This is a genomic window from Bacteroides fragilis (assembly GCF_019583405.1).
Classification (GTDB): domain Bacteria; phylum Bacteroidota; class Bacteroidia; order Bacteroidales; family Bacteroidaceae; genus Bacteroides; species Bacteroides fragilis_B.
Genome location: NZ_SZUU01000020.1, coordinates 1 through 5,818, shown reverse-complemented (window position 1 = coordinate 5,818; position 5,818 = coordinate 1). Strand labels below are relative to the sequence as shown.

General features: G+C 47.0%; 6 protein-coding genes and 1 pseudogene. 3 read left to right on the top strand and 4 right to left on the bottom strand.

Going from position 1 to position 5,818, the window contains the following annotated elements; translation table 11 throughout:
• The first annotated feature begins 441 nt into the window (after nt 1-441).
• The 3 genes from FDF36_RS20760 (at nt 442) to FDF36_RS20750 (ending at nt 3,443) form a co-directional block, all read left to right on the top strand.
• Nucleotides 442-1,239 (top strand): ParA family protein, encoded by a 798-nt coding sequence (locus FDF36_RS20760; protein ID WP_220392660.1) that lies wholly within the window; start codon nt 442-444, stop codon nt 1,237-1,239.
• 11 nt (nt 1,240-1,250) lie between these two features.
• Nucleotides 1,251-1,529, top strand: coding sequence for a hypothetical protein (locus FDF36_RS20755; protein ID WP_220392659.1), 279 nt, complete (start codon nt 1,251-1,253; stop codon nt 1,527-1,529).
• Nucleotides 1,530-1,598: 69 nt separating this feature from the next.
• Nucleotides 1,599-3,443, top strand: coding sequence for a fimbrillin family protein (locus FDF36_RS20750; protein ID WP_220392658.1), 1,845 nt, complete (start codon nt 1,599-1,601; stop codon nt 3,441-3,443).
• A 131-nt stretch (nt 3,444-3,574) separates the two neighbouring features.
• On the opposite strand, the gene FDF36_RS20745 is transcribed toward FDF36_RS20750, so the two are convergent.
• From FDF36_RS20745 to FDF36_RS21490, 4 genes and pseudogenes are all read right to left on the bottom strand, one after another.
• Nucleotides 3,575-5,098 (bottom strand): InlB B-repeat-containing protein, encoded by a 1,524-nt coding sequence (locus FDF36_RS20745; RefSeq protein WP_220392657.1) that lies wholly within the window; start codon nt 5,096-5,098, stop codon nt 3,575-3,577.
• A complete protein-coding gene (locus tag FDF36_RS20740; RefSeq protein ID WP_220392656.1) occupies nt 5,095-5,415 on the bottom strand; it encodes an HTH domain-containing protein in 321 nt (106 codons plus the stop codon). Before FDF36_RS20740 ends, FDF36_RS20745 begins: the two co-directional genes overlap by 4 nt.
• A complete protein-coding gene (locus FDF36_RS20735) occupies nt 5,412-5,753 on the bottom strand; it encodes a hypothetical protein (RefSeq protein ID WP_220392655.1) in 342 nt (113 codons plus the stop codon). The genes FDF36_RS20740 and FDF36_RS20735 overlap by 4 nt, the downstream gene beginning before the upstream one ends.
• Nucleotides 5,737-5,818, bottom strand: a pseudogene (locus tag FDF36_RS21490) (M23 family metallopeptidase); the annotation flags it as partial. The pseudogene FDF36_RS21490 and the gene FDF36_RS20735, both read right to left, overlap by 17 nt.

The following is a 5,818-nucleotide window of genomic DNA, read 5'->3' as shown; positions in this document are numbered from 1 at the left end:
CGCGACGAGGGTCTTTGCCCCCGGTCGTGCGGTGATGCGCATCTGTATGTTAATGAGTGATTGGCGTTGCTTTTTTAACAGGCCGGGGGCTTTTTTCTTGAACAACTCACAGTGAACTCCTCAATTTAAAAATCCCTGAAATTTCCTGCCCGTATATGACTTTATATCTTTAGAGGCCGCAAGATAGGACAGAAAGTTGCAATTTCATTGCAATATGGCTTTTCAACCATGAAAGAAATACGTTATTTAACTAAGTATTCTACTTAAAAGAGTATATTAGTAATATAGTATAATGCACCATATATATTATTACTATTAAAGTATTATACTGTTAAATGTATTTAAAGCTAAATACTATTAAAGTAAAACATGACAAAAAGTTTGGTCACCTCCACAAAAACAGCTATCTTTACAGCGTAATAATCAAGGAGATGCAAACGTATGAAAACAATTACAACAGCATGTGTGAACCATAAGGGAGGTGTCGCAAAGACAACCTCGCTGCTGAACCTGGCAGCCGGGATCGCACGGATGCATAAGAAAAGGGTCTGCATTATCGATGCGGATCCGCAGGCGAATACGACAATGGCAGCGTTCGGGGAGGAAATGGCAAGTCTTCCCCGGGAGGTTCTGCTCGAGAGCGCACTACAGGACTGTATGCAGGACACTCCGCCGGACTTAAAGCCGCAAAAGTGGCTGGAGAAGGTGGATATACTGCCGGCCTCCCTGGATCTGGCGGCTACGGAAGTGATCATGTACACCACACCCGGAAGGGAATTCCTTTTCAGGGAAATAGTAAAGGGGCTGGAAGAGAAGTATGACTACATACTTATCGACTGTCCGCCATCATTGGGGATCATCACGCAAAACGCACTGATGGCAAGCGATTACGTGATCATACCTACGGACGGGAATTACTTCGCCATGAAAGGAATTGAAAAAATACACTATATCATCGGCCTGCTCAAAAGGAAGCTGGGAGCCGATGTCTGGGTACTCGGGTACTTTATGACCAAGTACAATGCCAGGAGAAAGCTGGATGTGGATATCAGGGAGAGTCTGGTAAGAAGTTTGGGAGATGGTGTCTTCGAAACGGTAATACGCAGCAATGTTGCCCTGGGAGAGGCACAATACAAGGCACAGAGCATATTTGACTATGCGCCTTCGTCAAACGGGGCTGATGACTACAGGGAACTGGTCAAGGAGTTCCTGGGCAGAATAAAAAAAATGAATAAATAAAAGGCAGGATTATGAAAGACTTTACATCGAAAGGAATATCCCTGGAAAACATGGTGGGAGAAAACCCGGGGAAAGAAAAAGGTATGACAGGAAAAACATCACCCAAAACGAACCAGACCGTCGCGCTGACGGAAGAGCTGAAATGGGAGTTACGAACATTCGCATCGGATCACCGTTACAGGGGAGTCAAGACACTGCTTGAAACGATGATAGGATGTTTCGTAAAGGAAGATGGTACGCTCGACCGGGATAAGCTGGAGAGCTTCTGGCGGGAATACGTTAAGAAGTAAAATCTGAAAACGCATAAAGAAGTAACTTCAAATAAAAGTAAAACACTGGATTTTGTAAAAAGTAAAATAATGAAAATATTTAGATATATATTGCTCGCCTCGCTTACCTGTACGCTTTTCTCATGCGGTCCGGATGAACTAATACCGGAACCCGTACCGCCGGTGGTGAAACCCGGGGATAATGACAAGCCGGGTGAAGAGCCGGAAGAGCCGGAAGAACCGGCCAAGGTACAGTTAGGCATCACAGCGGCGCTACAGAACATGCAGCAGACCAGAGGGATCATAGAGGCCTTTGCTCCCGGCCATGAAATGGGGATCTTTATCAGCACCAACCAGGGGGATGAAGCTACGGGTACAAAGAACGCCTCTTATCTCTTTGATGGGAAGGTATGGAATGCCGGGCAGGATGTACCGGTGGAAGCGGAAGCCGATGTAGTGGCATACTTGCCTTATGATAAGGGAGTGACCGATTTCAAGGACGTACCTTTTGACCTGGCAGACCAGAATGACATCCTGTACGGAACGGCCAAAGTGACCAAGGATGTTCCGACGGCGAACCTGGTGATGCAACACGCCATGACACTGGTGCGGGTACGCCTGATGAAGAACGAGTATATGGGCACCGGACTTGTTTCGGACATGACGTTCTCCGGTGTATTTACATCAGGAACAGTCGATGCCCTGACCGGAACGGTTACAAAAGATTATAATCACGGCCGGGGTTCGGTAAAAGTCGGGGGGAACTATATGCTCAATGACGAGAATTCCGTCATTGTCGATGCCATCATGATTCCAAGATCCTCTTATGAAGAACAGGCGGCTTCTGTCAGTTTTGTCATCGACGGGCAAAAGCACACGTACACTTTTCCCATACAGCATGAATGGAAAGCCGGCATGAAATACACCTACACCCTGAAGATGACGGGAAACTACAATGCGCCGGTCAACAAGGAGCAGGTGGACATCGATGTCGAGTATTGGGGACAGTATGGCAAGACCGATGATATTGTACTCAATCCGAATCCGGAAGATTACGAATTTACGATCTGGACGAATTATACGGAGTACGGCTATGACTGTTACCAAAATGAAGGAAAAGTATTCGGAACGTTTTATTATCCCTGGTGCGGCACTTCGGAAGGTGAAATGCGTTTCGTGTTCATGAAACAGGGCACGAATGAAATTGTGGAGAAGTTCCAGCCGATCGACATCAAGACTAATGGTGGATGGGATGGCAAGCGCATCCAGTGCTATGTCACCTCCGCGCCGGGAACATACCAGCTCGTTCCGTTGTTCCGCAGGAAGGGAGAAACCATGTGGTGCAGGGCGGCGGGTTATGATTACGGCAGTACGGATCGGGAGTGGCTCTATGAAGTCAAAGCACCCGCACCGGATGATCTGCCGGCATTGCGCATGATGGAGGTGGAAGGACAGGGATATACCTCAATTCTTGTATATCCCGTCCCTGACGAGACTTCATGGAATCTGGTATATACTTTATCCAATAAAGGGGAAAAAGCCCTGAGAGGCGAAATAAAAGCGGTTTGGGAGAGGGAATTCAAGCTGAAGTCCAACTCGTATCGGCCAAGCGACAAAAAAGAAGGTGCTATTAATGATGACCAATGGAGAGATGAAGTAGGCCGTGTATCGGTTAATGTTCCGGTAGGAACCCGTTTTTGGAAGGGAATTATGAGTTGCCAGTTTCCGGAAAGGCGATTAGAACCTAAGCATGGAGGTATTGGATATGCAAGCCCTATTATACACTTGTACTGGAAAGCTGAAGGTTCTGGTGAATGGGTTTTACTTCGTTGTGATGCCGATTATTTATTCAATCGCAATTACGGTGAAGGATACATATGGGATGAAACAACGAATTTTATAAGAATAATGCCCCAAAGTTGGCAACAAAAATAGCTATGACTATATTTACAGAGAATCAACTGAAGTAAGCAAAGATATCATGTAATTCATTTGGCATAAAATGAATTTAAGGTGGAGAAGTCCCCGCTGCAGTGATGCACCGGGGCTTCATTGTTTATGAAGGTTTATGGCATGGCATAAATATCCGTGATCGTCATATTTACTGCATTTCCGCCATTATCCACCAATTGTCGGGGGGCAGCCCAGTTTACGGCATCATTGGATGTGGTCACATAATTGGATGATTCATCCCTGCCTACCGCTACATATACGTCCTTGCTGAAGGATATATTGCTCCATCCGCCGTTTGCCGACCAGATCTTACCGATAGCATTTGACGTAGCCCAGGAACCATTCGTGAAATTACGGGAGTAGTTTTCAGTTCCGACACAGACAAACATGTTATTACCGAAAGTGACATCACGATATCCGGAATAAGCTATCCTGTTCCAGTTTAAACCGTCTTCGGATGTAATTATTGCATTTTCGGATGTTCCAACGAAAAGGCCATTTCCACCGGCCACGCGCTGCACATTCGTGATAACACCAACACGATAAGATACTGTCCAGGTAATGCCGTCAGTGGACACCATACTATAAGCGTCTCGCTCCTGGTTTACTGTTCCTACTGCCACAAATTTTCCATTTGCATATGTGACACTGTTCCAGATATAACTGGATTGCAATTCGCGCCGTGTCCAACTTTCACCATCGGTGAATGTGAAAACATAGGTTACCTGATTCCCATAGCGATCCGTATAGGGTGCCGATATTGCAATGAATTTGCCATTACCGTATGCAATACAATTCAAGCGGGGTTCGCTTACCTCTTTGGGAGCGGTCCAGTTTATGCCGTCAGTGGAGGTCGTGATATACCCCAGGCTGTTCGCTCCGCCTCCGACAGCGATATATCTGCCATTACCGTATGCAATGGAACTCCAGTTATTTGTTCCTACCTGCTTCACTCCATCGGGAGTCAGGATATATCCAGACTTTCCTACAGCGATAAACCGGACATTCTGCTTAAAGTTTGCGGTAATCGTACTGTTGCTATTATGCAGGGTCGCGGTGGTAGCCGGGCTGCCCGGGTTCTCAATCGTTACATCACCCTCTGTGACCGTCCAACCGGCAAATTCGTACCCGCTCTCCGGGGTGGCCGTAATGCTGATCGGCTTCTCCACCCGGTAGCTGTTTGTACCTGATGGGGAAACCGAACCTCCGGTTCCGGCATTCACAATTAGATCACGCTTCTTTTCTTTAAAGCCACAGTGAAAAGTGTGATCCTGGCCTTCTAAGTAAACATTAAAAGCAGATGTTCCTGACTGTGTATAGTCATACTTTTTAGGTTGGTTTTCCGGACCGCCATAGAAATAATTAACTTCATAACCGGCATCAGGATGGGCTTCCACTGGAACGGCTTTTTTACCATCATACAGCCCCGCTCCGGTTGCATACCCTCCTTCAAACTCCACTTTCCCGTCCGAGGAGCGGGTTGCCGGGCCTATCATCCCTTCTCCCTCGATGATGATGCGCGTATCACCGATAGGGGTCGGTCTGTTGTCTCCCGCCCCTTGTTCCACCACTTCTTTCTGGCAGCTTGCGAACATTGCCACAAGTGTCGCCAAAAGTAAAAATCTCACTTTCTTCATAATGAATCGTTTTTTAAATGTTTATTATAGTGGCACATGTCATGCCCTTGTTTGTCGTCCAATACATCAGCATCGATACGGGCTTCAATCGTCGCGTGCAATACGAACTTATTGGCAAAGTAATACGTGTTACGCCTCCTGCTGAATTCTATCTCAGCCCCCATCAGCCGGAGCTCCTCCAGATAATAGTTGATCGTCCGTCTGCTTACCCGGAGCTTGGCGGCCAGCTCATCCCGGCTTCCGGTCCTTTCCATCCGGATCAGCCGGTACGCCCGGTTGATCCTCTCTATATAGCTGATCACTGAAAGAGTCGTCATAATCCATCCTCCTGTCCTGTCAGATCCAGGAACTTGATAAAATACCTCTCCTCCAGGTACAGGCATTCCATCAGCCCGGCTTTTCCTTCCCGCTCATACTTCCGGCGTAGCAGCGGGAAATTTGTCGAGTAGAGGTTCCACCGGATGATCCCCTTCGCCCGGTTGTCGAGAGCGGATGTATCCGTCCCTTCTATCGTGTATTCCACGGAAAAAAAGTATAGGTTCTTCAGTCCGTATTTCTCAAGGAAGACCAGGTCCTTGGGACAAGCCTTCAGACCGTCTGAGGCAATGCACATCAGTACAAGCTGTTCCACTTCCCACTCAATTGTCATATCCATACCAGTATGGTTTTATAGGTTTACCGTTTTTTCTTATTTCATAATGCAGGTGGTAGCCCGTACTT